Annotated in this window: 27 protein-coding genes; 12 read left to right on the top strand and 15 right to left on the bottom strand. The window is 39.8% G+C overall.

Going from position 1 to position 25,318, the window contains the following annotated elements; translation table 11 throughout:
• Positions 1-69 precede the first annotated feature (69 nt).
• Together epmA and efp are read right to left on the bottom strand one after the other, a co-directional pair.
• Positions 70-1,044 (bottom strand): elongation factor P--(R)-beta-lysine ligase, encoded by a 975-nt coding sequence (gene epmA / locus BW139_RS05005; protein ID WP_076918890.1) that lies wholly within the window; start codon positions 1,042-1,044, stop codon positions 70-72.
• A gap of 60 nt (positions 1,045-1,104) precedes the next feature.
• On the bottom strand, positions 1,105-1,671 hold the full coding sequence (efp, locus tag BW139_RS05000; protein ID WP_010390517.1) for an elongation factor P: 567 nt from the start codon (positions 1,669-1,671) through the stop codon (positions 1,105-1,107).
• Between the two features lie 40 nt (positions 1,672-1,711).
• Here efp and epmB point away from each other — a divergent pair, with 40 nt between their 5' ends.
• Positions 1,712-2,725, top strand: a complete 1,014-nt coding sequence (gene epmB, locus BW139_RS04995; RefSeq protein ID WP_076918889.1) for an EF-P beta-lysylation protein EpmB — start codon at positions 1,712-1,714, stop codon at positions 2,723-2,725.
• On the opposite strand, the gene BW139_RS04990 is transcribed toward epmB, so the two are convergent.
• The gene (locus tag BW139_RS04990) at positions 2,722-2,931 is read right to left on the bottom strand and encodes a hypothetical protein (protein WP_036981174.1); all 210 of its coding nucleotides are present in this window, start codon (positions 2,929-2,931) and stop codon (positions 2,722-2,724) included. The genes epmB and BW139_RS04990 overlap by 4 nt on opposite strands.
• 116 nt (positions 2,932-3,047) lie before the next feature.
• On the opposite strand from BW139_RS04990, the gene BW139_RS04985 reads away from it, so the two are divergent.
• On the top strand, positions 3,048-3,338 hold the full coding sequence (locus tag BW139_RS04985) for a hypothetical protein (RefSeq protein WP_010390514.1): 291 nt from the start codon (positions 3,048-3,050) through the stop codon (positions 3,336-3,338).
• 55 nt (positions 3,339-3,393) lie between these two features.
• Here the strand turns inward: BW139_RS04985 and BW139_RS04980 are convergent, their stop codons facing one another.
• On the bottom strand, positions 3,394-3,879 hold the full coding sequence (locus BW139_RS04980; protein WP_069438845.1) for a DUF3016 domain-containing protein: 486 nt from the start codon (positions 3,877-3,879) through the stop codon (positions 3,394-3,396).
• 251 nt (positions 3,880-4,130) lie between these two features.
• On the opposite strand from BW139_RS04980, the gene galE reads away from it, so the two are divergent.
• Positions 4,131-5,147 carry a UDP-glucose 4-epimerase GalE gene (gene galE, locus BW139_RS04975; RefSeq protein ID WP_069438844.1) on the top strand — a complete coding sequence of 339 codons (1,017 nt, stop codon included), beginning with the start codon at positions 4,131-4,133 and terminating at the stop codon, positions 5,145-5,147.
• A 72-nt stretch (positions 5,148-5,219) separates the two neighbouring features.
• Here galE and zapE read toward each other — a convergent pair whose 3' ends face one another.
• A complete protein-coding gene (zapE, locus tag BW139_RS04970) occupies positions 5,220-6,329 on the bottom strand; it encodes a cell division protein ZapE (RefSeq protein WP_008115463.1) in 1,110 nt (369 codons plus the stop codon).
• Between the two features lie 58 nt (positions 6,330-6,387).
• Between zapE and rsuA the strand changes: the two genes are divergently transcribed.
• Complete coding sequence (gene rsuA / locus BW139_RS04965; protein WP_008115462.1) at positions 6,388-7,086, top strand: 16S rRNA pseudouridine(516) synthase RsuA; 699 nt, start codon at positions 6,388-6,390, stop codon at positions 7,084-7,086.
• A 75-nt stretch (positions 7,087-7,161) separates the two neighbouring features.
• On the opposite strand, the gene BW139_RS04960 is transcribed toward rsuA, so the two are convergent.
• Together BW139_RS04960 and BW139_RS04955 are read right to left on the bottom strand one after the other, a co-directional pair.
• Positions 7,162-7,935 carry a YggN family protein gene (locus BW139_RS04960; RefSeq protein WP_008115461.1) on the bottom strand — a complete coding sequence of 258 codons (774 nt, stop codon included), beginning with the start codon at positions 7,933-7,935 and terminating at the stop codon, positions 7,162-7,164.
• Between the two features lie 139 nt (positions 7,936-8,074).
• Positions 8,075-10,504 (bottom strand): zinc-dependent metalloprotease, encoded by a 2,430-nt coding sequence (locus BW139_RS04955; protein ID WP_008115460.1) that lies wholly within the window; start codon positions 10,502-10,504, stop codon positions 8,075-8,077.
• 154 nt (positions 10,505-10,658) lie between these two features.
• On the opposite strand from BW139_RS04955, the gene BW139_RS04950 reads away from it, so the two are divergent.
• On the top strand, positions 10,659-11,627 hold the full coding sequence (locus tag BW139_RS04950; RefSeq protein WP_008115459.1) for a class 1 fructose-bisphosphatase: 969 nt from the start codon (positions 10,659-10,661) through the stop codon (positions 11,625-11,627).
• 113 nt (positions 11,628-11,740) lie between these two features.
• On the opposite strand, the gene BW139_RS04945 is transcribed toward BW139_RS04950, so the two are convergent.
• Positions 11,741-12,067, bottom strand: coding sequence for a hypothetical protein (locus BW139_RS04945; protein ID WP_008115457.1), 327 nt, complete (start codon positions 12,065-12,067; stop codon positions 11,741-11,743).
• A 43-nt stretch (positions 12,068-12,110) separates the two neighbouring features.
• On the opposite strand from BW139_RS04945, the gene BW139_RS04940 reads away from it, so the two are divergent.
• Complete coding sequence (locus BW139_RS04940; protein ID WP_035112598.1) at positions 12,111-12,461, top strand: DUF5522 domain-containing protein; 351 nt, start codon at positions 12,111-12,113, stop codon at positions 12,459-12,461.
• A gap of 1 nt (position 12,462) precedes the next feature.
• On the opposite strand, the gene BW139_RS04935 is transcribed toward BW139_RS04940, so the two are convergent.
• On the bottom strand, positions 12,463-13,293 hold the full coding sequence (locus tag BW139_RS04935) for a sulfurtransferase (protein ID WP_008115454.1): 831 nt from the start codon (positions 13,291-13,293) through the stop codon (positions 12,463-12,465).
• 210 nt (positions 13,294-13,503) lie between these two features.
• Between BW139_RS04935 and BW139_RS04930 the strand changes: the two genes are divergently transcribed.
• The gene (locus tag BW139_RS04930) at positions 13,504-14,244 is read left to right on the top strand and encodes a glycosyltransferase family 2 protein (protein WP_008115452.1); all 741 of its coding nucleotides are present in this window, start codon (positions 13,504-13,506) and stop codon (positions 14,242-14,244) included.
• 122 nt (positions 14,245-14,366) lie between these two features.
• Here the strand turns inward: BW139_RS04930 and BW139_RS04925 are convergent, their stop codons facing one another.
• A complete protein-coding gene (locus BW139_RS04925; protein ID WP_024600952.1) occupies positions 14,367-15,266 on the bottom strand; it encodes an IS982 family transposase in 900 nt (299 codons plus the stop codon).
• 111 nt (positions 15,267-15,377) lie between these two features.
• Here BW139_RS04925 and BW139_RS04920 point away from each other — a divergent pair, with 111 nt between their 5' ends.
• Positions 15,378-16,124, top strand: a complete 747-nt coding sequence (locus BW139_RS04920; protein WP_008113762.1) for a glycosyltransferase family 25 protein — start codon at positions 15,378-15,380, stop codon at positions 16,122-16,124.
• Between the two features lie 37 nt (positions 16,125-16,161).
• Here the strand turns inward: BW139_RS04920 and BW139_RS04915 are convergent, their stop codons facing one another.
• The 5 genes from BW139_RS04915 to BW139_RS04895 form a co-directional block, all read right to left on the bottom strand.
• The gene (locus tag BW139_RS04915; RefSeq protein WP_008468306.1) at positions 16,162-16,581 is read right to left on the bottom strand and encodes a group 1 truncated hemoglobin; all 420 of its coding nucleotides are present in this window, start codon (positions 16,579-16,581) and stop codon (positions 16,162-16,164) included.
• Positions 16,581-17,411: a DUF3034 family protein gene (locus BW139_RS04910; RefSeq protein WP_008468304.1), complete on the bottom strand. Its 831-nt coding sequence runs from the start codon at positions 17,409-17,411 to the stop codon at positions 16,581-16,583. Before BW139_RS04910 ends, BW139_RS04915 begins: the two co-directional genes overlap by 1 nt.
• Positions 17,401-19,716, bottom strand: a complete 2,316-nt coding sequence (locus tag BW139_RS04905) for an EAL domain-containing protein (protein ID WP_076918888.1) — start codon at positions 19,714-19,716, stop codon at positions 17,401-17,403. Before BW139_RS04905 ends, BW139_RS04910 begins: the two co-directional genes overlap by 11 nt.
• Positions 19,706-20,371, bottom strand: a complete 666-nt coding sequence (locus tag BW139_RS04900) for a methylamine utilization protein (protein WP_076918887.1) — start codon at positions 20,369-20,371, stop codon at positions 19,706-19,708. Before BW139_RS04900 ends, BW139_RS04905 begins: the two co-directional genes overlap by 11 nt.
• Positions 20,372-20,507: 136 nt before the next feature.
• A complete protein-coding gene (locus BW139_RS04895) occupies positions 20,508-21,611 on the bottom strand; it encodes a phosphoribosylaminoimidazolesuccinocarboxamide synthase (RefSeq protein WP_076918886.1) in 1,104 nt (367 codons plus the stop codon).
• 217 nt (positions 21,612-21,828) lie between these two features.
• Here BW139_RS04895 and BW139_RS04890 point away from each other — a divergent pair, with 217 nt between their 5' ends.
• From BW139_RS04890 to BW139_RS04875, 4 genes are read left to right on the top strand one after another with little or no spacing between them, the layout of a single operon-like run.
• Positions 21,829-22,863, top strand: coding sequence for a CDP-glycerol glycerophosphotransferase family protein (locus tag BW139_RS04890; RefSeq protein WP_076918885.1), 1,035 nt, complete (start codon positions 21,829-21,831; stop codon positions 22,861-22,863).
• Positions 22,864-22,869: 6 nt separating this feature from the next.
• Positions 22,870-23,556 carry an ABC transporter ATP-binding protein gene (locus BW139_RS04885; protein ID WP_076918884.1) on the top strand — a complete coding sequence of 229 codons (687 nt, stop codon included), beginning with the start codon at positions 22,870-22,872 and terminating at the stop codon, positions 23,554-23,556.
• Positions 23,553-24,800, top strand: a complete 1,248-nt coding sequence (locus BW139_RS04880; RefSeq protein ID WP_076918883.1) for an ABC transporter permease — start codon at positions 23,553-23,555, stop codon at positions 24,798-24,800. Before BW139_RS04885 ends, BW139_RS04880 begins: the two co-directional genes overlap by 4 nt.
• Positions 24,801-24,814: 14 nt before the next feature.
• Positions 24,815-25,315, top strand: a complete 501-nt coding sequence (locus BW139_RS04875; protein WP_008468279.1) for a DUF3299 domain-containing protein — start codon at positions 24,815-24,817, stop codon at positions 25,313-25,315.
• The last annotated feature ends 3 nt before the right edge of the window (positions 25,316-25,318 follow it).

Genomic DNA, 25,318 nt, shown 5'->3' with positions numbered 1-25,318 from the left:
AAACACCGCGTTTAATGCAAACGCGGTGTTTTTTATCTGATAGCTGACCGCTTTAAGCTATTAGCTGCTTTAAGCTCTTGCCACATCAAACGCAATCACCTCTTTTATTTTTTGCTTATTGGTTGCTAGCATCACGAGTCTATCAATCCCTAATGCAACCCCCGCACATTGCTCTAAACCATGCTCTAATGCGGCAATTAAACGCGTATCCATAGGTACTTGTTTTAAGCCACTAGCAGCGCGGTAGGCGTTATCTTGGTTAAACCTTTTTGCTTGCTCTTTGGCATTGGTGAGTTCATTAAAGCCGTTGGCTAACTCCATATTTTTATAATAAAGCTCAAAGCGCCCTGCAACTCGCTGATCGTGTTTACAAATTTGTGCAAGTGCCGCTTGCGATGCGGGAAAGTGATACACAAAACAGGGGATGTCTTGACCAATAGTCGGCTCTACTTTCATACAAAATAATAATTGCAGTAAGGTATCTTTATGAGTCTCGTTTTTAGCAATATCAGCAAAGCCATGTTCGCATGCGAGTTGTTGTAGCTGCGTGATAGAGGCAGTTAATGGATCAAGCCCTAGCGTGCGTTCAAATGCGTGTTGGTAGGTAATCCGCTCTGCAGGCGCAACCTCAAGAATAAGCTGCATCAACTCATCTATTTCATCCATTAAAGCAAATTCGTCAAACCCAGGACGATACCATTCGAGCATTGTAAATTCAGGGTTGTGATGACTGCCCGCTTCTTCATTTCTAAATGCCTTACAAAGCTGGAAAATAGCGCCTGAGCCGGCCGCTAACAAGCGTTTCATCGCAAACTCTGGAGATGTTTGCAAAAACAGGGGAAGCCCACCAGCATGACCTGGGCCGACAAATGTAGTATCAAAGCTGGCTAAATGTACATCGGTTACACTGGCAGCACTTAAACTTGGTGTTTCGACTTCCATTACATTACGAACATAAAAGAATTCACGAATGCTGCGCATAATCGCTGCTCGTTGCTTGAGTGTATCTATGCTGGCACTCGGCGCCCAAAGATCTGCTGACATATTTTCTCCAAAAAAAATCCCAGCTTAAGCCGGGATTTAATTAATAAGGCGTGTTACAGCTTACTTAACACGGCTTACGTATTCACCATTGCGAGTGTCTACTTTAATTACTTCGCCAATTTGTACGAATAATGGAACACGTACTACAGCACCTGTGCTAAGCGTTGCTGGTTTACCACCCGTGCCTGCTGTATCACCTTTAAGGCCAGGGTCGGTTTCAGTGATCTCAAGCTCAACAAAGTTTGGTGGAGTAACAGCAATTGGGCTGCCGTTCCATAATGTAATAGTACAAACATCGTTTTCAACTAACCATTTGCCAGCATCGCCCAGTGCTTTTTCGTCAGCAGCGATTTGTTCAAATGTTTCGTTGTTCATGAAATGCCAAAATTCACCGTCTGTGTATAGGTACGCTAAATCGGTATCCATTACATCAGCACCTTCAACCGATTCACCCGATTTAAAGGTTTTTTCAAGTACCTTGCCAGAGATAAGCTTACGGATACGAACACGGTTAAACGCTTGGCCTTTACCCGGTTTTACCATTTCATTTTCTAAGATACTGCAAGGTTCGCCGTCCATCATAATTTTTAGGCCGCCCTTGAACTCGTTGGTGCTATAATTCGCCATCGTTTCCTCTATTTATATTTTTCGAGTAATCTACGTGCCAATGATACAAAGAAATGAAGCAAATTTGCATAAAAACTGGCAAAAAGAATTAGCAAATGTAGTTACCTGCCCAAAAGTGTTGCTAGAAATGGTTGGTTTATCGAGCCAAGTCCATGAAAACGACATAAAAGCTCGTAGCTTGTTCCCTGTTCGTGTGCCATTGCCTTTTATAAAAAAAATTCGTCACGGCGATGCAAATGACCCTTTATTGCTGCAAGTTATGCCCCGCCATCAAGAATTTTTAACTAAGTCGGGGTTTAATAAAGACCCGTTACTTGAGCAAGATAACAATCAACCGGGTCTGTTACATAAATATAAATCGCGTGTTTTAGTCATGTTTAAAACCGGTTGTGCAGTAAATTGCCGCTACTGCTTTAGACGCCACTTTCCTTATCAAGAAAACCAACTGAATAAACGTAGCCTTATTGATGCATTAAGCTATATAAAATCGGATAAAAATATTAACGAAGTGATTTTAAGTGGTGGCGATCCACTAATGGCCAAAGACGATGCTATTAGCTGGTTTTTAGATGAGCTTGAGCAAATACCACAAATTAAACGCATGCGCATACACAGCCGCTTGCCTGTGGTTATTCCTGCACGTATCACTGAGCAATTATGTGAAAGATTAGCAAAGTCACCATTAAAAATTATATTCGTTAATCATATTAACCATGCAAACGAACTAGATAATGACTTTAAAAATGCCATGAACATGCTCAAAAAAGCAGATGTGCTACTGTTAAACCAGGCGGTTATTTTAAAAGATGTGAACGATACAGTTGATGCGCAAATAAACTTAAGTGAAGCACTATTTGATGCGGACGTACTGCCTTATTATTTACACTTACTGGATAAGGTAGAAGGCGCAAGTCATTTTGATATTGATGAACAACAAGCAATAAAAATTCAGGCCGAGCTACTAAAAGCCCTGCCTGGATTTTTGGTGCCTAAACTAGTTCGGGAAATAGGAGGTCAAAAAAGTAAAACCCCTATCGACCTCAAATTAGTTTAAACATAAACGTTTATATTATTCCCAAGTGTTGCAGTGACCGACTTAGCCGGTGTTTGCGCACTTGAAGATTGTGTAGCGCCTTCAATAAGTGCCAGTGCAGCGGCACCATCAGCTTGCTGTTGCTTTTTAGATAAAGCAGCAGTTAATACTTCTGCGCCTTGGCCTGCACCAGGCATTGTAGGTAGATTTCCACCTGATATATTCATAACTCACACCTGACTTTTAACTGTAATACACGTATTATAGTTGCTGAATTGGTAAATTACTTTACCAACCCACTTAAGTATTTATCGGCAACATTGCACTAAGCTTTAGGAAAACCATGGATTCTATAATTGAACAACTCAACGCCAACTTAAAAATTGTTTACCGTCAGGCACTTGACGCTGACAAAAAACTCGATGAGTTACAACAGCAAGGTCACGGAAAATTTAAAGCCTTATTTGCCGAGGACGCTGGATTTAGTTTCGAAGCTAAACGCTTTAAGCCTTATGTTTTAGACGTTGCCGCTGATGTAGAAAGCTTATCGAGCGACGGTTTGGATGAAGAAAAACTAAAACAAGCTGTTATTAAACTACAAAATTTACTAACCTTGTTAGCGACCTTTAAATAAAAATGAGCGACTTACTTACAAAGCATCTACTAAAGTAGATGCTTTGCATTATTAGCTAGATTCGCGGTAAGATTTGTTCACCAAACCACTCTGTTAATAAGCGTTTTTCATAGTAAAATGCTTCGTCTCGACCCATTTTAATTTTATCCATAAAGCCCATATCTTTTAAACTTACATTATCTTCTTGTGCGACAACGCCACTTTCATCACTAAGCACATAATTAAATTCAATGCGTGGAAAGTGAATAGGTTCAACCACTCGGATTTCGTTAACACCGCCATAGCGTACGTCTCCGGCTAAATCTAAATCGGTTACTTCAATTTTTAAACTGTAATTTTTAGGAAGTTGCTCGCTGAGCTTTGCAAAGTGTTCATCAATACTTTTGGCTATTTGCTTATGGTATGAGCCTTTAGTTTGGTTGGATGGGCGTACATCGCGATAATCATTAAAGTCATGCCATTTCACTTGAGCCTCACCCGCGCAAACAACACTCGGTAGCGCAATACACATCAACATTGCTATTTTTTTAACTAAGTTCATACGTTTCTCCAACGAGTATTTTGATCATTGTGATCAATTGAATATTTTACAAATCGCTATACATCACTTTAGCAATTACATATGAACTATAACTTAATCTTTACGCTGAGGTGTTATTAAAATTGCACAAAATGTAGTCGAAAGTACGGTTTACGATCATACTATTACAAAGCAAACAAAATAATACATGTAAAAACTCATTATTTATGGTGAAATTAGGGTAATTGAACACAGGTTTCCAAGGAGCATTCATGGCAATTTTAGTAACCGGTGGCGCAGGCTATATTGGCTCACACACCGTTTTAGAACTTTTACAGCAAGGCAGCGACGTTATCGTAATCGATAACTTAAGTAACTCCTCTGAAGAGTCACTTGAGAGAGTGAAAAAAATAACCGGTAAAGCAATTACTTTTTATCAAGGTGATATTTTAGATAAACCTTTTTTAGACTCGGTATTTGCCAAGCATACCATTGAAAGTGTGATTCATTTTGCTGGCCTAAAAGCCGTGGGAGAATCGGTCGTAAAACCCATTGAGTATTATCAAAATAATGTACAAGGTACACTAACACTCGTTGATGCTATGCGTGATGCGGGTGTATTCAAACTGGTATTTAGCTCATCCGCTACTGTATACGGCGACCCAGCAAGCTTACCAATACGCGAAGACTTCCCCGTTGGCGGTACAACCAACCCATATGGTACGTCTAAACTAATGGTTGAAATGATGTTGCAAGATATCGCTAAATCAGATGAGCGCTTCGCGTTTGCTATTTTGCGCTACTTTAATCCTGTCGGTGCACATGAGTCAGGTTTGATTGGTGAAGACCCTAATGGTATTCCTAATAATTTATTGCCTTTCATTTCACAAGTTGCGGTTGGCAAATTAAAGCAACTTGCTGTATTTGGCGACGATTATGATACGGTTGATGGTACTGGCGTTCGTGATTACATTCACGTTGTAGATTTAGCCCTAGGGCATTTAAAAGCACTTGATAAAATAGCCGCAGAAACCGGTGCGCTTGTTTATAACCTTGGTACAGGTAACGGCTATTCAGTATTACAAATGGTCAATGCGTTTATTAAGGCTAGCGACCAAGCAATCCCTTATGCGGTGTCACCTCGTCGCCCAGGTGATATTGCAGCCTGTTATGCTGCGCCAGAAAAAGCCCTTAGTGAACTAGGTTGGCAAGCTGAGCGTGGTATTGATGTCATGATGCAAGATACTTGGCGCTGGCAATCAAATAATCCAAATGGATATAAGTCATAAAGGCTTCTTTAAGTTATCAGCTTAAAATTAAAACACCGCATTTAAATTAAATGCGGTGTTTTAATGTTGTACTTACCAGTTTTGCATTTCAACAATGCGAGACTGGGTTCGCGCATATTCAAAACTTAATTTTTTACCTTGATACAACTCGTTAATGTCAGCCTGGGCATTAATAACCAGTAATTTATGGCAATCATAAAACTCATCGACTAAGGCAATAAAACGCCTAGCTTCATCATCAAGAGTATGTTCATCTAACTGCTGCTTTTCGCGCTGATAGCTGTCTTCTATACCATGCACAATAACTTTACCAGTTGCCTCTTTTCCCATTATTGGCACATTCGCGATGTATACTACCGAAAACTGTTCTGCTAAAAACATATAGTCATTGGCGCTACGAGGGCCTGAGCACAATGCCATAAAATCAATTAGTAAAGCATCGTCAGTTTTTAATAAATAAGGAAGCACTCGGCCATGCACAGTTATTGTATTATTACGCATTGCATGAGAATGTGCGGATAAAAACCCAGCCTCAAATTCAGCATCGGGCAAGTTAATAAAATAATGACGACTGCTTCTACCGTACCTGAAGCGGTGGTCTTCCTCCCCCGCTACGTTAATTACATGACAATGCGCATTTATTAAATCGATAGTTGGTAAAAATCGCGCGCGTTGCAAACCGTTGTAATAAAGTTGCTCCGGTTTTGCGTTAGAGGTTGCGACTAGTACCACGCCTTGTTCAAACAAAGCGTTAAATAACCGAGCCATGATCATGGCATCACCAATATCACTAACAAAAAACTCATCAAAGCACAGTACCTTTATCTCTTTGGCCCACTGTTTAGCTATTATTTGTAGCGGATTTTTATCCCCTTGTAACTTGGCCAATTGAGCATGAATTTTTTCAATAAAGTGATGAAAATGCAGGCGCTGCTTTTTTTCTGTGGGTAAGTTTTTATAAAATAAATCCATCAGCATAGATTTACCTCGGCCAACAGGACCGTATAAATATACCCCTTTGATTAACCGTGCTTTTTGCCACCAGCTTGTTGGCTGATTTAATTGCTCACTCAAAGACTGTAACGCACTCACGGCTTGGTGCTGCGCCGCATCAAAAACAAGCTCTCCTGATGAAACTTTGCGGTGGTACAGGCTTAAAATTTCTGTGCTGGGCTCTGTCATGGTATTTCACTATCCGCTATACTCGCGGTCATTGTAGCCGACTAAAAATGTGAACAACATGAAATTTCCTTGCCGTTTAGATAAATTTATTAGCCATTTAGCAGAGTTACCACGCTCAAAAGCCCGTGCGGCAATAAAAAGCCAAGCGGCTAGCGTTAATGGCGAGGTGATCACGGCATTCGACTTTCAAGTTACTCAACAAGATGACGTGCTGTTTTATGACGAGCCATTAGTTTTTTTAGGTAAACGCTACTTTATGCTCAATAAGCCGGTAGGTTATGTATGCGCTAATTCAGATGAGTTACACAAAACCGTATTTGATTTGCTTGATGAGCCAAACATGGCCGATTTTCACATTGCTGGGCGTTTAGACATAGACACCACTGGCCTAGTGCTTATTACTAACGATGGCGACTGGTCACACAAAATTACCTCGCCGAAAAAGAATAAATTTAAAACCTATTTGGTTGAAACCCAAGAGCCGATTACCGATGATGCACTGCAGCAATTACGCGACGGTGTACAGCTTCACAATGAAAAAGATTTAACTCGCCCTGCTATTGCTGAGCGCTTGGGGAATTATGGTTTACGCTTGTCTATTTCTGAGGGTAAGTATCACCAAGTAAAACGTATGCTAGCAGCGGTAGATAACAAAGTAGTTGAATTACATCGTGAACAAATTGCGGGTATAAAGTTAGGTGAAGATCTGGCTGCAGGTGAATACCGCCCACTAACCGCCGCAGAGATAAAACTGTAAGGCTGTTTAGGTATTAGGAAAACAGCTTCAAACTGACCGCAGCCCTTTCTGAAACCTGACGCCTAAAACCTGCTCTTATGATTTAATCTGCACTAAATCAAAGTCTGTCATTCCAGGCACAATCGCTTGCAGACGAGACTCAGTAATATCTAGGGAGTTTAAACATTCACAATATTCAGAGGCTTTAAGTTCTAATTGGTGGGCTTTTTTTTGCAACGACTTATCGATTTCTTTGGTGATGATATCCATGCGTTGCCCCATGTCGTTCATGCGGTCTTCTATATTGCCTTCTCGAGATTTAAACGCATCCCCGAGCGACATTAAAATAGCCCCCAAAGAGCCATGTACTGCAGAGTGTATTTTTTGGCTAATTTCTTTAGTAAAAAAATCATCAATTTGGGAAAGCGATTGAGGGGCTATAAAAAAGAAGTCGTCGCCACGCTTAAACTTATCCATAAGTGCACGCTCTACATATTGTAATTGCGTTTTTAGCACTTCGGGTTCTTTATCTGACATGCCCTCAACAACATGCTCAATAGCACTAAGCCCAAGGTTTACGCCATCAGTCGCTAAATCGACCAGCTCTGGAACCGTTTGACGAATACCATTGCTAAATTGTTCTAGCACTTTACTTTCGTCGGTACTTAAATCGACCCAGTAGCCTCGAATAAACAGTTGATTATTATTGTTAATTTGCACCCTAGTTTGGCCTTTATCAACAATACGGATCACATCATCGGTAATAATTAAACCATGACGAAGTTCAACATCACATTGCTTTTGTGCGATTGCATTGCAGCTTAAAAGTGCCATTGATAACGCCAATATCGAACGAGATAAAAACGCCATAAACACCTCAAAAAGACTAAAATAGGGGGTGGCTAGATTAACAAAAAACCAACTTTATGCAAGCAAAAGTAACACCCTAAAAACAAGGCACCATGAAACGTAACGTTTATACAGCGCCTTTATCCTCTGGCTTGTACTATTAAATAGGTGAGCCTGGTGGTATGGGTAACGCTTTAAAGTTATCAGGCCACTGGCCTGTTGTTAAAAACTGATTAATTTGCGCCGCTAAATAGTCTTTAAATGCGCTGTCACCTACTTCAGGATGGCTCAGTAAAGAGTGTTGATTAAACTCATCCGCTAGTTTATTTAAGTAAAAATGCAGTTGCGCTTGCACCTCTGGACTTAGTGTTTGGCTAGCGACAAGATCAGCCATAGTTTTTGCCGTTAAGTACTGTACTCGTTGCGTTACTTTTCCTGTCATGGTGGCAGGCGCTGATACATTAAACACCTGCTTATTTAATTGTTTAAGCAGCTCATCTAAGCCATAAAAGCGGTTATCACGTGCTTGTTGCTGTGCTAAACGATTTAATCGTTGAGCATTAAGTAATAGCGATAAGCTATGCTGCGCGGCGACTTCAGGTAATGCAAGTGCATCCATAGTTAAGCCGGTACGACCCACTATACTTTCTCGTGATTTAGACTCGCCATACGCTTTAGGTACGATTAAGGAAAGTATCGACTCTGGAATCGTTAAGTTGCTTGCTTTTAGGGTCGCTAAAATGGCATTAACCGCTTGTTGTTGAGCATCTTTAGTTACAACTTGAGCGCCTTTAACGGGTGCATCACTGCGTATCTCATAGTCATAATCAACGCCCGCGATAAGCTTAGCAACCGCTTCAACTTGATAACGGTGGAACAAATAAAGCGGTACTAGCTTTTCTTCCAATTGCGATAGCGCAACCCCAGTTTTTATATTATTAATACCAAACTGCCCAAGCGCCTGCTTTCGCACATCAAGCACTCTAAGTAATTCTTCACTTGGATTACTGCCATTATCCCAAAGATGCGCTGTAGGGTGCGCCCCACCTTTTGCACGGGCATCACTGTCAGAAATAAACGCCAAACCTTGCGCTTTATTTTGCTGTAAAATAGCAGCGAGTGCTGCGCTTTCATCTTGGCCGGTAAAATCACTGTAGCCATATTTGATCACTTGGGTATCCCATGCCCCCATGCCTTTAGCATAACCTTGAGATACATCTAACTGACCATTATCTGCAAAGCTCAATAACGGATGTGGATAATCCATCACCGAAGCACGATTATTTACTGACGCAGCAAAGTTGTGCGCAATACCCAGTGTATGACCAATTTCGTGAGCACTGAGTTGACGAATACGATCAAGTGCCATTGCCTGTAAGGTACTTGCTACTTCATTGCCTTTTAAATAAGGCGCTGCCAGTGATTCAGCAATTAAAATATCTTGGCGTACTCGTAGCGATCCTAGTGTGACATGGCCTTTAATAATTTCGCCTGTACGTGGGTCTATAATTGAACTGCCATAAGACCAACCACGAGTTGCGCGATGCACCCATTGAATAACGTTGTAGCGCACATCCATAGGATCAGCATTATCTGGTAGCACTTTAACTTCAAATGCATTTTTATATCCTGCTGCATTAAAGGCGTCATTCCACCATTGCCCGCCTTCTAATAAAGCCGTTTTTACTGGTTCAGGTACGCCAGGGTCTAAGTAATACACAATGGGTTCGACCGGTTCACTTACAGCCAGACTCGGATCTTTTTTTATTAACCGATGGCGTGGAATGTGACGCACATACATAGACTCATCGAGCCCTGCTGCATAATTTTTATGCTCCACACTCCAATAACCCGATTGCGGGCTGAATTTACGTGGCGTGTAATTGTCATCAGGCAATTTGATTAATGAATGGTGCATATGCACGGTTAGCGCGTATGGATCAGCACTCACTTGGCGCACATATTCACCTGGTTTAGACCCTTTAAAGGTGAGAATGGCTTCAAGTTCAGTATTTTTTACAAATGCTTTTGAGCGATTCATAAATACCGCACTGCGTGACTCATCAAGGCTAAACTGCCCTTGCTTGCGCGCAGCTAAAGTACGGCTTACGCCATGTACATCGCTTAGTAAATAGGGGGTGTAATCAATTAATGCAGCATTGTCATCTTGCGCGACAACTTTAAAACCCGCCAAAATACTGGATGCAAACGCTTCTTTAACGCTTTGCTGCTCTGCTAGATTACTTGTGTTAGCACGGTAGTAAGTATTTACAGCGCGCAACATAACCTTATTGCCGAAGCGCTCAAACTGTACCAAATAAGTACCGCCTAATTGGCCTCTATCTAAACCTATGTCGTTAGAACCAACGCCATAAGGTAAGCTGTGTTGTAATAAAAATTGTTGTTCAAGTTTATCGACCTTTAAATACACATTGCCGTTTTGCGTATCGTAAAAGAAAGAAAAATAACCCGGGAAATGGTTCATTTTTTCAGTAAATTCGTCAATAGACTTAATTGCTGCGTGCGCTTGGGTTATCATACAGAGCAGCACAGTAAAGAGTATGTAACTTAATCGTGATATTTTTTGCATAATCTTATCTTTGTTATTAGCGTTTTAAATGCGATGTAGCTACCCCATTATAGGGGGTTATTTATACAATACAGTTATTTAAGACGAATTTCAGCGCTCTAAACTAATTTCTCTCACATTATGATTAGTTTTAACACGTTATCAGGAAAAAAGAATGCGTAGACTCCCACCAGTATTACTAGAAGATGGCTGTTCAAGAGAACTTTTGTCGTTAATTCGTACTATTTTAGCGGCATGTAAAGAAATTTCATTTCGCGTCGGTCAAGGTGAATTATCGGGCGTATTAGGCTCAACCCTCGATGAAAACATTCAAGGCGAAACACAAAAGAAACTCGATGTACTGTCTAATCAGTTATTAAAAGATATATTGCTGGAGTCAGGCACAGTTAAAGCGATTGCCTCTGAAGAAGAAGATTATACCGTTGCCGGTAATCCAGATGCTGAGTACATTGTTGCATTTGACCCACTTGATGGTTCGTCAAATACCGATATTAACTCGCTAGTAGGCACTATATTTTCTATTATGAAAGCGCCGGTGGGCTCTGATGCTGCTGATGAAAAGATTTTTATGCAACCTGGGCATCAACAAGTAGCTGCAGGTTACGTACTGTATGGGCCATCGACCATGCTTGCGCTAACAACGGGTAAAGGTACACGCATGTTTACCTTAGATAAAACCCAAGGTAGCTTTTTACTTACCCAAGATTTTGCCGCTATTCCTGCTAAAACCAATGAATTTGCAATTAATGCCTCAAACCAGCGCCACTGGGAACCGGCGATGCAAAACTACATTAATGATTTACTTGCCGGAGATACAGGCCCTCGTGCTCAAAACTTCAATATGCGTTGGATTGCTGCAATGGTTGGCGATGTACACCGTGTACTTAGTCGTGGTGGCTTATTTACTTACCCAACTGATACTAAAGATCCTAATAAGCCTAACAAACTGCGTTTACTTTACGAAGCAAACCCAATGGCAATGCTAGTAGAGCAAGCAGGTGGTATTGCTTCAACAGGCACTGAGCGTATTATGGATATTCAGCCTGATGCCATCCATCAGCGTGTTGCGGTTATTTTAGGCTCTAAAGACGAAGTAGAAACTTGCTTGAGCTATCATAAGTAAACTTTAAGAACAGGTTTTAGGTTTCAGTTGTCAGCTAGAGATTAGCCCAGTAGTGGTTACTAACATCTGAAAACTGTTGCTTAAAACCTTTCATACTTTCTGATAACCACCTGCTACTGTTGTAACAGCTTTAACAACTGTGCGAGCTTTTGATGAGTCAACTCGCCCATTTGCTCGCTATTACTTAGCGCGTAAATAACACCTTCATGCTCAGCGCAATTTATGTCATCTCGCGACTCAATAACATTTGCCCACAGCTGTAAATCGTCAATATCAATTTCTTTATTGAAACAACGCGTAAGTACATTAATTAGTACAGGCTTTGTGAGTGTGTACAGGTAGATTTTATTGCTTGCTGCGGTTGAAACAATCACACTAATGGCACTATCTCTTTGCTCGCCAAATGTAATAAATTCAGCCAATGCTTTTTGTATATTCATAATGTTTGTTATTCTTGCTGCTCTACTGTTAATAAGACCTAAAATGACCCAGATAAACTGCAGCCAATGTAATACAACGCTTAACTGTAATGTTAATGATATAACCGCATGTTGGTGTTATCAGTTACCCGCTATTTTACCACTCAATGATACAGCAACCAGCTGCTTATGCCGATCATGTACTCTTGCTAAAATAAATAGCTATTTAGAGACTATATACACCCAACCAATAAAAGCTCAAATCGCTTTTGCTAAACAATTTAGAAGCAATGATAATTTAATTGAAGGGTTAGATTACACCATGCAAAATAGTTACATGGTGTTTAGTAAGTGGTATTTTTTAAAACGGGGTACTTGCTGCAAAAACGGGTGTAAAAATTGTCCCTACAATTAATCTACTCTCCCGCTGCAATTGGCAGTGAACTGTCGGCTCCCCATTCACTCCACGAGCCATCGTACACACTTAAATTACTATAGCCGCATTCATCAGCGAACAGCGCAAGCGCACAGGCAGTAACGCCAGAGCCACAGCTAAATTGTAAGTGGGTTGCATTACCAACTAATTCATTAAACTTTGCCTTTATAAAGTCGAGTGATTTTGCCTCGCCATTTTCTAATAGACTATTTAAAGGTAGCGAATAGCTATTAATAATATGGCCGCTGCGCATTCCGGCTCTTGGCTCACTACTTTTGCCGGTAAAGCGCTCATAAGCGCGTGCATCTAAAATAACTGTATTGGCATCCTCAGTAGCACTTAGCACCTGTTTTTTATCAATAAAGTAATCAGGCCGGTATTGAGCAATAAAATCGCCTTTTAATGATGCTTGTGTATAGTTTGATTCAACCGGAAGCCCAAGTTCAAGCCACTTGGCTAAACCGCCACTGAGGACTTTTACGTTATCAAACCCCATGGCTTTAAACATCCACCAAGCTCTAGCTGCACTGAATAACCCTGCATCTTCATAAATCACCACAAGTGAATCGTGATTCACTCCCGCTTTTTGCATCACTTGAGTAAATTGTTCTGCACTACACAAGGTATTAGGCAATGGGTTTGAGGGATCTGCGAGTTCTTTTTTGATATCAAACCGTTGTGCTTTAGGTAGCATGGCAACGGGTGAGTACTCCCCCGCAGCTGAGGGACGTAACATACCCGCATCAAAAATAACCAGGTTAGCTTGCTTTAAACGCATGTTAAGCCACTTTGCATCAACAAGATGTTTCATAAAAAATCCCCTAGAGTAAAGAACCATATAATCAAACTATTAGATTAAACAATACTAAGTAATTAGGTAATATCAACTTTAGCATTGGTTATTTAAAAATAGCTATAAAAATGGTCATAGAAGTAATACTTTGGAATACTATAGTAACTAATTTGTAGATGGATTTATGTTAGGATCTATCGTCAGTAACTTAATTATGAGAAGAATATTTTGAAACTATCTGTTTGTATTATTTGTAAGAATGAGGAAAATACAATTGCCCGCTGTTTAGAATCAGTTAAATGGGCTGACGAGATTATTCTGCTTGACTCAGGCAGTACAGATAATACACTCGAAATTGCAAAAAAATACACCGATAAGATATTCATTAGAGAGGATTGGCAAGGATTTGGCGAGCAACGTCGAAGAGCTGAACAGTTAGCTAGTAACGACTGGATTTTTGCTATTGACTGCGATGAAGAAGTTAGTGAAACATTAAAAAATGAGATACTTAATACTTTGCCTAGGTGTAGTGAAGAAAATGTATTAAGAATAAATCGGCTAACATATTTTTGTGGCCAGTTTATTTATCACAGTGGCTGGCACCCTGATCATATTGCCCGTATATACAACAAGAAAAAAACAAGTTACAACAGAAACTTAGTGCATGAATCTGTTATAACAAAAGACTGTGAGCTAATTACACTAAAAGAAAACATTTTACACTTCCAGCACCAAGATATTTTTACCTATCTTAATAAAAGAAACCACTATGCTAACTTAGGCGCAAAGCAAATAATTCAAAAAGGAAAAAAAGCCTCATTATCAAAAGCTACTGGCTCTGCCATATTTGCTTTTATTCGACATTATTTTTTAAGGCTAGGTTTTTTAGATGGAAGAGCCGGTTTCGTTATAGCTGTTATCCAAAGCCAATACAGTTTTAACAAATACCTTTTCTCAGCTTATAAATAATATATAGCTTTCATAGAATAATACTATTGAGTCTAATTACATATACTGGATTTTTTAAATGAATCTATTTCGCTTAAAGACTATTAAGCTACAAACAATAAAATAATTAACCTGAGATCTGGTTAAGCCAACATTAGATTATTACTCTCTAAAATTTCAAGTTCTTGCGATGTTAAATCTAATGACGGCTTTTCCTCTTTTAGGCAATAGGCAATTAATCCACCAAGTAAATTTAGCATAAAGCCATGCATACTGCGGTGTCTAGAGTGTTCAATGTAAGAAATGTTTTTCAATTGATCATTCACCGTTTCGATTATAAATCGTTTTTTCAATAAAGCCCTGTCCCACAATGAAACAAATTTTTTCTTCATATTCTTTCGAACCGTCGTGATCAACTCGACACCTTTTTCTAGTAACTCACCAGAGAGCGCTTTGCTGATATAACCTTTGTCGCCATAGAGTTTTCCGAAGATAGAGTCCGCCATATCAGAAACAGGCTCTCGATCATCCACATTGCCCGTTGTGAGCTTTAGCGCCACAATCTCACCTAAATGATTAATTATTAAGTGTAGTTTGAATCCATATGACCAACCCATAGTGCCTTTTCCATGATGAGCAACGCCTTCAAACACTTTATTTCTTTTAGCTCTGATGATGTGACACACTTCTATTTTAGTGGAGTCAACAAATTGTATACCTGTGGGCTTGCCAAGTTTTGATGTGAGGTAACTGCACATCGGAACCACCACACTAGGCATAAGCGCGAGAAACCTTGCGTAACTCAGCAACTCTGGAAAATAGGCTTTAAGTTGACGGCAAACATAGTGAAGGTAGTAGTTTTTGAAATCTCTGTAATGTGACTGGTGAAAATGGATGATAATAGTCATCACCTCTGACGGAGATAAGCGGCATGCTCTTCGACGTTTAATTTCACCATTTTCGAGCAATATACGCTGCCAGCTTGGGAAAAATAACTTTGAAAAATCATCGACATCACAGTACGTTTCAACTAACTTGTTCATGCTCGTTCCTTTTTGTTCTAATCACTCTTGGTCGAATGATCGGATCATGGAACGAGCATTTAGTTCCTTTAAATTAGTAATTTCTTATCCGCAGCTCAGGTTAATTAAAAAATGAAAACTTCGATATTTATTATCAACATGAAACCTTGTGAATCCCGTTGGTATGAGGTTCAAAAGCGACTTAAAGATCTTAATATAAGTGCTGAACGCTTTGAAGCTACTATTGGTAAACATCTTGGTGAGCAAGAGCTCCTCAAATGGTATTGCCCGAAAAAGAATAAAAACTCATATCATCGCAACTTAACACTAGGAGAAATAGGTTGTTACATTAGCCATATGCGAGTCTGGGAGCATATAGTTACACACTCGATACCTATGTGCGTAATACTTGAGGACGACATTATAATTAAATCGCATTTAACTAATACGATTGAATCAGCAGAAAAATTAAAAAATTGGGATTTTATAAAACTTTCCGATAGCCGAGATTTAGCATTTATTAATACACACCCCCTTGAGAGTGAGTTTGTTTTGGGGAATTACTTTAAAGTCCCAAATGGAGCTCAAGGATATATATTATCTCTTGAGGGGGCTAAGAAACTTCTGCACAGAAAGCCATTTTTTAGACCTGTTGATGTTGATATGCAGTTTCATAGTGAAGTTGGGCTCAATATCGTAGGTATTAAGCCATATCCAATTGCCACTAATAGCCAATTTGAAAGTGAAATAGCAAGGACAAATTCAGGTAGGCATTCTAATAAAAGTACATTTATTAGAAATTTAAAACACAGGTTAAACTTATATATGCAACGCAAAAAAATATCAGCTGATCTGTCAATTATAACTAGAAAGTTATAACTGAAGCTCAATATATTGGCTGCATGACTGCGACCTGTTAAATTTTAATAATTTCGCCACGCAATGGCGCCATTTTAGCTAAAATTTTATTTTGCACTGTATGTGGGATATTTTGCTCGTTCATTGCATTTATTAATAAATCGACAACGTGATTGAAGTCTTTTTCGTTTATGTTCATGCCTGTATGAATAGCAACCATAGAGTCACCTTTATATTCACAAGGGCCCTCCACCAGCGAACATAAATGGCTAATAAACCCTTGTCGAAAATGACTGATATTACTGTGCTCAAAGTAATGAAACACTTGTTTGTCATTACCTATTTGTGTAATAAAACTATCAGTTAGCCTCTCAAGCCCAGCTTGTTCGCCAAGCTGGTGATACAAAGAGGTGTTGGGTTGGGTTGTACACCCTGCAAGTAAGTTTAAACAACAAAAAATAAATACACTCAGTTTCATTACCAATACCCCGTAACCGATAAATACCAGCCAGTTTGATTATCAACACCAGCAATCCGCCCTAAATCTAAATAGGCCGCAGTCACACTCATATGCTTATTTGGTATCCACGCTATAAATAAATCACGCCAATCTTGTTCGCCTAACCCCAAGTTGTTGGCTTTTTGTCGATATTCAACACCAATGGCAAGTTCACGACTTACAAAAACTGCACTACTTGCTTCTACTAAAATATGGCTGCCCTCATTAGCCCCGCCATATCCTAACAGTCCTAGCTGATTGGCTTTACTGTAGCGAGTAGTCACATTCCAAAACCAGTTGTACCCAGCAAGTGCGCCCAAATGTAATTTACTGGCGGCTAGGTACACATCTGTACCACTGGTATTTTTTGCGCCAACTAACTTTGCTACTGTGCCATCCTCTAGTGATTTATGCTGTACGCCCACACTTAGCTGTGGCCACTTACTGTAAACAATATCACCGTATAAACGAATTTTAGCCCCAGAAATTGACTGCTCTATTTCGGTATTGAGTGCAGGCACATCAAACTGCTGCACTGCATAACTGAGCTCAACACGATTGAATAGGTTTAGTTGCATGCCGCAGGCATCAAGACGATAGTCAGTAACATCAGCACGACTACAAAAACCATTAACAGCCCATTCGTCTTCACTGGCATACCCTACTAATTGTGCCCAAGGAACTAATCCGCCCCCTGCACTGCCTTCAATTTGAGACACCCCAGGTGTTGCTAATAATTTCCCCGTAGCAGCCATACTTAACGCACTACAAAATGAGAGTGCCAAGGCGAATAATAACTTAATGTACACGCTGATATTCCTCTAACCATTGTTCTAATTGCTGCGCTTTTAAAGGGCGACTTAAATAGTAACCTTGCGCATGATCGCATTGCATTTCGTGAAGCATTGATAAAGACTCAGCGGTTTCTACCCCTTCAGCCACAACAGAAAACCCCAATTGGTGACCAAGTGTGATTGACGAGCGCACTATGTATTGATCTTTTTGTGACTCATGCAAAGTTAAAATAAAGCATTTATCTAACTTAAGCTCATCAATAGGTAACATTTTTAACCGTCCTAGTGATGTTTGCCCTACGCCATAATCGTCCAATGAAATTTTAACGCCAATAGTTTTTAAATCTTCTAACGCTTTAATACCTTGGGCTTCATTTTCAATCATATCGCGCTCCGTCAACTCAATAGTGACAGAGCTTGGGTTTACTTGGTATTTATTTAAGGTGGCTACCAACGAAGCGTGAAAACCTGAATGAGCAATATCTTGGGCAGAAACATTAATAGCGGCTTGTAAATGAATATCCTTTTTTGACCAATCGGCTATTTGTGCAATCACAGTCTCGACAACCCAAGCGGTCAGCTCTACTATTAACCCTGACTGCTCGGCTAAATCAATAAAGACCTCAGGCGAGACCCAGCCACCATCTTTTCGTTGCCAACGAATAAGAGACTCTACCTTATCAATTTTCTGACTTTTAATATTCAATTTAGGCTGATAGGTCATAAATAATTGTCCATTATCATCATCAATTGCTTGTTTGAGTTCATCAAGCATAATTAAACGGTCTAAATACGCCTCATCTTCACCGTCTTGATAATAATGTAAGCTTTGCTGACTCGTTGTAGCTGCATCTACAGCAATGAGTACACGTCGCATTAAATCGTCCGCTTTAACGCCTTGTCCAGGGTACTGCACAATCCCAGCGTTAAAACGCAAACTTATTTTTAAGCTTTTAATCTGATAAGGTGCCTGTAATTGCTCAATCAAATCGGCTACAGCACATTTTACCTGCTCAATCTCTGCACAAGGGTAAACCGTTAAGAATTCATCGCCACCAATTCGAGCATGAAATCCACCAAGCTCATCCGAGAATTGACGAATACGATTTGCCACTGCAATTAAACACTCATCACCTACTTGTGGGCCAAGTTTGTCGTTTATGTGCCTTAAGCCTTTTATATCAATAGCAACAAGCGTGTAGCGTTTATCTTTAGTGAGCTGCTTTGCTAATAAATCTAACATAGCTGAACGGTTATAAAACCCTGTTAAAGTATCGTGATGTGCTTGAAAACTGATTTGCTGCTCACGCTTATTAATATCATTACCCATATTATTAAACGCGCTGACTAGCGTTGCTATTTCGCTGCTTTGCTTTTTACCTTCAAATTTAAAACGGTAGTCGCCTTTGGCAAATTGCCTTGCAATAACCGCCAACTGTGTAAGCCCGGTGGTTAAGTTATTGGCTAGCAAACTACTGGTGATCACACCAAATAACATGGTTAATACGGCCAATGTAACTAGTGTTAGCAATAGCTGCTCAATATCTCGATAACTTGAAGTTAAATCAGCACTAAGTAGTAAGGTAACCGGATGCGATTGCAAAGACGGTAAAGCTATTTGTTGATTTTCATAGGCCAAGTACTCAGCAAAAAAACGAGCTGTAGTTTTAGTCTCAAAGTATTCTATAGGTTGAAATTTTTTAGGTTTAGGTACTAACGAGCTTGCTGCAAAATCATCTAACTGCGCAACAAAACTAACTTCCATACCCGTTAAACTTTTCAGCTCAGTAGCAACAGCCGACGTGATTTTAAAGCCGACCAAACTGTAAGCGATAGTTCTGGGGGTTTTAACGGGCAATAATATCACTTGATAGAGCTGATTATTTAACACGACAAAGCTCGATTGCTCAGAATTATTTAATAACTCATCCATTAAGGGCTGTAGGTTATCTGCAAAATTTTGTGCATTAACATTAGCAGAGACTAACCGCCCCGATAAATCGAGCAACAGCATTAAATCGGCATTGATCCGTTGGCTATGGTTGTATAGCACACTACTAATGGTGGCTGCATCGCGAGTAGCAACTGCTTGCTTAAAACCAAAATCAGCGGTTAACACCTTAGCGGCGGTTAATAGCAAACTCTCTTTTGATTTTAAGTATTGCTTATAAACGCTTTGCGCAACCGTTATATTTTGCTGGACTTTTTCTGCCTGAAACTTACTCGTAGACCACCAAAAACTCACTAAACTGAGTAAAGTTGTAAGTAACACCAAGCCAACGCATAGCGTTGTTATACGGCTACGTAAATTATTGCCCATTACCTTCCCTAAATTGACTACCAAAGGTATTTCGTGGTGCAGGCGTAGACGTATTTATAGTGATTGATAACGAGTTGGTTGATTCTATATCAAACATTTTTTTATTATCCAAAGGAGCTGTTTGCAGTGAATGCCAAATACTGGCTTGCACAGGAAAAGAGTCAACTTGCAGCTCTATCTGGCCTTGCTCGTTGCTGGTATACACATGATTACTGTTAGCAACATAAATATAGCCCACCATAGAGTCGTGGATATTGCAGCCCAATACAACCACACCTTGCTCATCAAACTTAATAGGTTCTTCTGGCTGGCCAGAATAGAGCTTTAATTGAAAAGGCTTTGCTTTTGAAAAAGAATACACATGGTGGCGAATATTATCACTATTAGGAAAGTTAACATACTGACCTTGGCGCACAATAAGCAGCTGTGGTGAAAACTGTTTATCAACTTGATCCATCACCGCTGTGGGTAAATTACTTTGTACTTTTGAAGAAGGTAAATGCTTTATTTCTACGACAGCATTAGGCAATACTTGTCCATGCTGATCTTTAATAACCAAATTAATAGAATTACCAAACGCTGATACACTAAACAATGCACCCAGTACTAATAAAAAACGACATTTTGCAATAAGTTGCGATGCTCGCTCTAACATAACCATACCCAAAAATTCACCATAGGTTAAGTTAATTAGAGACGAGCACTAATTGCAAGAAATATAGCTCAGTTAGTTAAAATAAATACTTTTTTACTAATTTAAATAAGCTTTATCATTAAGATTAACTTGCTCGTTAATGATTAATTAAACCGTAATCAGCATCTAAAATAGCAATCACTTCTTGGCGCGGATCTTTGGGTATAACGATCTCTTTACCGATAATTTTGCTAGCGATACCCACATAAGTGTCAGACACTTCAAGCATCACTGACTCAGGTAAAATATAATCTTTTGCTAACTGCTCACGCTCAGCCATACGATCTTTATTTAATAACACATCACTCTCTGGCACATTATTAATTAACAGCTGGCGAAAACCTTCTTTTGAGTTTTCAACAATTTTGCCATCTTTATAAGATGCTTCATCCCAAATACGCGATGAATCTGGTGTCCCTACTTCATCAATATAAATAAGCTGCTGAGCACCATTTAAATCTTCTACGTAACCAAATTCAAATTTGGTATCAACGAAAATCTGGCCAAGCTTAGCTAACTCATTACTAATTAGCTCGAACCCTTCTACCAATAATTTTTCATATTTGGTGACATCGTCAGCCGATTTAAAATTGAAAACATCTAAGTTGTTCGTAATATTTTCACGCGTAATATTTACATCATCAACGGCAGGAATATCAGCCACCCCTTCTATAATACCTTTAGTAGAAGGAGTAATGAGTACGTGCTCAAGCTTTTGATTCGCTTTTAAGCCTTCTGGAAGTTGCAAACCACAAAAGTGTCTTTCGCCTTTGGCGTAGTCGCGCCACATGCTGCCGGTAATATATTGACGAGCAATTGCTTCAACTTTAACTGTACTGGCTTTACGAACAATCCATACGTATGGGTGAGGAATATCAACAATATGATTACCCGCCAAACCGGCTTCATTAAACATGTTAAACCAATGAGCAGCCACTGAGTTTAATGCAATGCCTTTGCCCGGCACGCCATTTAGGCCATTTTCACCTTGCCATATGCAATCAAAAGCAGAAATTCTGTCTGAAATAACCATAATGGCCAATTCAGTATCGGCAGGAACGTTATAGCCTTTTTCATTTATTAAGCGTTTACTATCTGCATCGGTTAACCAATAAACTGAACGCACTTTGCCACTGTGTACTTTACCTTTAGTACGAATGGGTAAGTCATCGTTTACGTCTAAAACTTTATAGCTAGTCATGCTATCTCCGGGGTTTGGCATGCTCAAAGAGCAAAGTATGGAATTGGGGTTAGGCGCTCTATAATAATCTAGGCAACCACAAAGCTCAATCTTAGGCTAAAAACAAATCATCTCAGAATATTTATCTAGCTGGCGCATTGGGGTAAACTTGCATGATTACTTGCCCTGAGGAGCTAGCTTGAACTATTTAACTGCCACTAAGAATAAGAAATATTTAATGTATATTTCCCAAAATTATTCCTATGCTATTTTAAGGCCTTTGCAAGCAGAAATATTAGCTCAAGGAGGGGAAGTTAAATGGTTTTTAGAGGGTGATAATGTTAACCCTGAATTTCTAAAAAGTGATGAAAAAACGCTAAATTCTATTCATGAGATAAACCAATGGGCGCCTGACGCAACCTTTGCACCAGCGAACTCTATCCCTACATTTTTCCCAGGAAAGAAAGTAGCTGTTTTTCACGGCTTTGATGCAGGAAAGCTAAACAAAAAAGGCCAAAACGATCACTTTAAAGTTCGGGGCTGCTTTGATTTATATTGTACACAAGGCCCAAATACAACGGCTCCATTTACGGCGTTACAAAAGAAACTGGGTTATTTTAAGGTAGTAGAAACAGGTTGGCCTCCCCTAGATCAATTTTTTAACGGTAACTCAAAGCCTAGCCATATTGATGAAACAGACTCCCGCCCAACAGTATTGATCTGCTCTACGTTTTCAAAACGTTTATCTCTTGCACCTAAACTTTATGAACAAATAAAACACTTTAGCGAAAGCGGTAAATGGCGACTATTAGTTCAGTTTCATCCGAAAATGCCGCAAGAGTGGGTTGATAAATACCAAGCGTTGAGTAATGACAATCTAACCTTTGTTGAAACAGATAATGTTATTCCATTACTGCAATCTGCTGATGTAATGCTGTGCGATACTTCATCCATATTACTGATGTTTTTGGTACAACGAAAACCGGTTGTAACGTTTTGTAATAAAGCACCTGAAAAACACTTACTTGATATTACAGATAAAAATAACGTTGAAGCCGCAATAGACTATGCACTAACTTACCCAAAAGAACTTGTGGATAATATTGAAACTTTTTGCCAAGAATTACACCCATACACAGATGGTAACTCAAGCCAACGAGTACTTTGCGCAACCAATGAACTGTTGCATAGTGATGAAAAGCTCAAAGCTAAACCACTTAATCTTATTAGACAATTTAAAATGCGCAAAAGACTTAACTATTGGAGTTGGTAAGACGTTATGATCAACCTTGAGAATGTATCTTTTAAATGGCATAAAAAAGCAGCCAGCCCCACTCTCACTATTGAGCAACTCGCCATTGATGAAGGTGAACATGTTTTTTTACATGGGCCAAGCGGCAGTGGTAAATCTACCTTACTGGCACTACTAGCAGGCATTAATGTAACCACTAGCGGCCAACTTTGTGTTTTGAACCAAAATCTAAGTGCGCTTACCAATGCACAGCGCGATGCATTTAGAGCGGATCATATTGGCTATATTTTCCAAAACTTTAATTTACTACCTTATTTAACCCCATTAGAAAATGTATGTTTAGGGTGCCAATTTTCGAAAAAGCGTCAGCAACACGTGCTCAACCAAACTGATAGTTTAACCAAAGAAGCCGCCCGACTTCTCAACGCACTTGGGTTAGAGCCGCACCTTCATAATCAAAATGTTGCCACTTTAAGTATTGGGCAGCAACAGCGAGTTGCTGCAGCACGTGCATTTATAGGCAGTCCCGAACTTATCATTGCCGATGAGCCTACTTCAGCACTTGATACGCAAAATCGTGAAAGCTTTATTAAGCTGCTATTTGAACAAGCAAAAAAAAGTAACAGCACGCTTGTTTTTGTCAGTCACGATGAAACATTAAAGCCACTCTTTAGCCGCACAATCGACTTAGTAAATTTACAAGGTGATGTATGATTTTATTTAAACTTGCCTATAAAAGTTTGCTAAATAGACGTGCCAGTGTATTACTGACATTGCTCACTATTGCGATTAGCGTCATGTTATTACTCAGTATTGAGCGCGTTCGCGTAGATGCTAAAAGTAGTTTTAGTAATACCATTTCGGGTACCGATTTAATTGTTGGCGCACGCACGGGCGATATTCAATTACTACTGTCCTCGGTGTTTAGAATTGGCCACACCAATAATGGGGTGAGTTGGCAAAGCTATCAATACATAACAAAACAGCGCGGGGTTAAGTGGAGCATTCCTATTAGCCTTGGCGATAGCCATAAAGGCCAAGCAGTCTTAGGCACCACACTCGATTATTTTAAGCACTATCGATTTGCTAAAAAACAGCCCTTAGCATTTGAACAAGGGAAGGCTTTTTCTAGCATCAATGAAGTTGTTATAGGGAGTGAGGTTACAAGTAAACTGGCCTATAAAATTGGTGATGAAATTGTGATTTCTCATGGTATGGGCAATACTAGCTTTCATCATCATGACGATAACCCCTTCAAAGTTGTTGGTATTTTAAAGCCTACTGGCACCCCTGTTGATAAAACATTGCATGTGCCGCTGGCGGCAATTGAATTGATTCATGGTGGCGGCCATCATGATCATGACGATCATCATGACCACTCGAGTCACGCACTAGTTGGCCATCCAAAACAAATTACCGCCTTTTTAATGGGCTTCGACTCACCGCTTTATACGCTACAAATTAGGCGTAACATAAACCAATTTAAGCCAGAGCCTTTATTAGCGATTATGCCTACAGTCACACTAAAAGAGCTTTGGGAAATGCTGGCAATAATAGAAAAGATCCTATTGCTATTTTCATTTGTGGTGGTCATTATTAGCTTGCTCGGCATGTTAACCACACTGCTGGCTAACCTTAATCAACGCCGCAGAGAACTGGCAATATTACGTTCTGTGGGCGCCCGCCCTTGGCAATTATTTTCACTGATCAGTATAGAATCACTGCTCACTACCTTTTTAGGTTGCTTAGTAGGCTGTACTCTATTTTATGCGCTTATGGGCACAACCGCGGGTTACTTACAAAGCCAAGCAGGAGTGAGCATTAATATCAGTATGCTCTCTGACTATGAACTCACTTTGATTGGCGTTATTATGGCTGCGGGATTCATTATTGGCTTGATCCCCGCTACACGCGCTTACTTTTATTCTCTTAGTGATGGTATGAGTATAAAAATATAAACTTTAGGATGATCATGACGTTGTTTAAAGTAACTACACACTCTTTAATGCTATTAAGTGCAGTGCTAATTAGCTTTGCTAGCATTGCAAATCCCCCGAAGGAAATTTTTTGGGAAGACTTGATCCCACAAGGGCATGTGCAAATAGATACCCAAGCACAAGCTAATCACGAAGGCAGTGAGCAAAACTGGGTGCAACCTGATTTGGACGCGCCGGTTGTTAAAGCACTTGATGGGCAGTCTGTTAGCTTACCTGGGTTTGTTGTGCCACTTGAAGGTGACAGCGAACTTATTACCGAGTTTTTATTAGTCCCTTACTTTGGTGCCTGTATTCATGTGCCACCCCCACCGCCAAACCAGCTGGTTCATGTAACTATTAAAGGCGGTGTGCCTATCGATAGCTTATATGATGCAATTGTTGTAACGGGCGTTATTAAAACGCAAACTTGGTCTGGCGAAATAGCCCAAGTGGGTTATCAAATGCAAGCTGTCGGTGTTGCTCCCTTTGAGCTTTAATTC

This window comes from Pseudoalteromonas sp. SK18 (assembly GCF_001974855.1).
Lineage (GTDB): Bacteria > Pseudomonadota > Gammaproteobacteria > Enterobacterales > Alteromonadaceae > Pseudoalteromonas.
The sequence above is the reverse complement of the archived record's forward strand: the minus strand, read 5'-3'. Positions and strand labels throughout refer to the sequence as shown.